Here is a 1,699-nt window from a genome sequence, read left to right as displayed (position 1 = left end):
GTCTGAATATTCAGACGGCCTCAGTAAGTGCAATATATTATTTTTAAAAAATATTATGAAGGGTGTATTATAATTTGCTTCATTCCATTGCAGGATATTCCGTGCATATGAAGTGAATTTATCGATACGCTAAAAGGGAATGGCAATGAATTTATCTGGAATCAAGACATATTATCAAGACCATAAAAATACTTACTCGGAACACTTCCGCTTGCGTATCCACCGCTCTTTGAGCTGGCTGGAAAAGGCGGAGGAAAGATGGTCGGTACAGGATTGGGATTTTGCCTTCCAGTCTATGTGGATTGCGTTTAATGCGGCTTATGCTTATGAGCTGGATGGACGAACCATGCCTGCGGATCGAAACAAATTTCAGACTTTTTTAAATAAGGTCTGTGCGCTGGATACGGATAAGCAGATTTATGCTTTGGTGTGGAAGGAATTTTCGGGTGCGATTCGATCTTTATTGGGCAATCGCTATGTGTTTCAGGAATTTTGGGATTTCCATAACGGCTATATTTCTGAAGCTGCTTATTTGGAATGCTTTGAAAAAGAGCGGCGTAAAGTAAATGCGGCTTTGGTCGCGCAGGATACGGCAACAGTCTTGTTTGTGTTGTTTGACAGGCTTTACACTTTGCGTAATCAGATGGTGCATGGCGGTGCGACTTATAATAGTAGCGCCAATCGCGAACAATTAAAGGATGCCTGTAAGATTTTGGGCAGTATCCTGCCGGTAATGCTGTCGGTTATTCAGAAAAATGCCGATAAGGATTGGGGCAAGCCGTTTTATCCGTTTGTAAAGGAGGATTGATATGGCAGTTAAACCCCGCCAAGATGTTTATTGGACTTGTCTGTCTTGCGGTTGGCAGCGTGAGGCATCTAAGGGATCGGATATGTTGTTGCCCAAGCCTGGACAATGTGGCAAATGCGGAAGTCAAAATTTGGAGCTAAAACGAGGTAATATGTTGTCAGGTTTATTTAAGATGTTTTCGGGAAAACGATAAAGATTAAAAGGCCGTCTGAAATTCAGCTTTCAGACGGCCTTTATTTTTTGTTTATCCAATCAATAAACGTCGCGTTGGTAGCGTTTGTCTTCGCGCAGGTCGTTGAGGTAGTCTTCGGCTTCGTCGCGGCTGAGTTTGCCTTGGGTCTCAATGACTTCGATCAGGGCGTTTTCGACATCGCGTGCCATGCGTGCGGCGTCGCCGCAGACGTAGATGTGTGCGCCTTGTTGCAGCCAGTTCCAAACTTCGGCGGCGCGTTCGGCGATTTTGTGTTGGACGTAGACTTTGTGTTCGCCTTGGCGGCTCCATGCGAGGTCGGCGCGGGTAAGGAGGCCGTCTTTGCGCCATTCGCTCCATTCGAGTTGGTAGAGGAAGTCGTCGGCCAGGCGTTGGTTGCCGAAGAAGAGCCAGTTTTTGCCGCTGTCGCCATTGGCGGCGCGTTGTTGCATAAAGGAGCGGAAGGGGGCGACGCCTGTGCCTGCTCCAATCATGATGATGGGAGTGTCGCCGTTTTGGGGTAGGCGGAAGTTGGGGCTGGGTTCGACAAAGACACGGATTTCGCTGCCTTCTTCGAGGCGTTCGCCCAAGTAGCCGGATGCTGCGCCGGTGTAGGTGTGGTCATGGTGGTCGAAACGGACGACGCCGATGGTGAGGTGGACTTCTTCGCCGACTTCATCTTGTGCGGAGGCGATGGAGTA

At 48.3% G+C, this 1,699-nt stretch carries 1 protein-coding gene and 1 pseudogene; one reads left to right on the top strand and one right to left on the bottom strand.

Annotation, left to right across the window (positions count from 1 at the left end):
• Window positions 1-145: 145 nt before the first annotated feature.
• Entirely contained in the window at window positions 146-808 is a 663-nt protein-coding gene (locus tag ACTHS3_RS12415) for a HEPN domain-containing protein (protein ID WP_083306207.1), read from the top strand.
• Between the two features lie 252 nt (window positions 809-1,060).
• Here the strand turns inward: ACTHS3_RS12415 and cysJ are convergent.
• Window positions 1,061-1,699, bottom strand: a pseudogene (gene cysJ, locus ACTHS3_RS12410) (NADPH-dependent assimilatory sulfite reductase flavoprotein subunit); the annotation flags it as partial.

The sequence above is a fragment of the Neisseria sp. P0009.S007 genome, from assembly GCF_051962515.1.
This window is presented reverse-complemented; position numbering and strand designations above follow the sequence as displayed.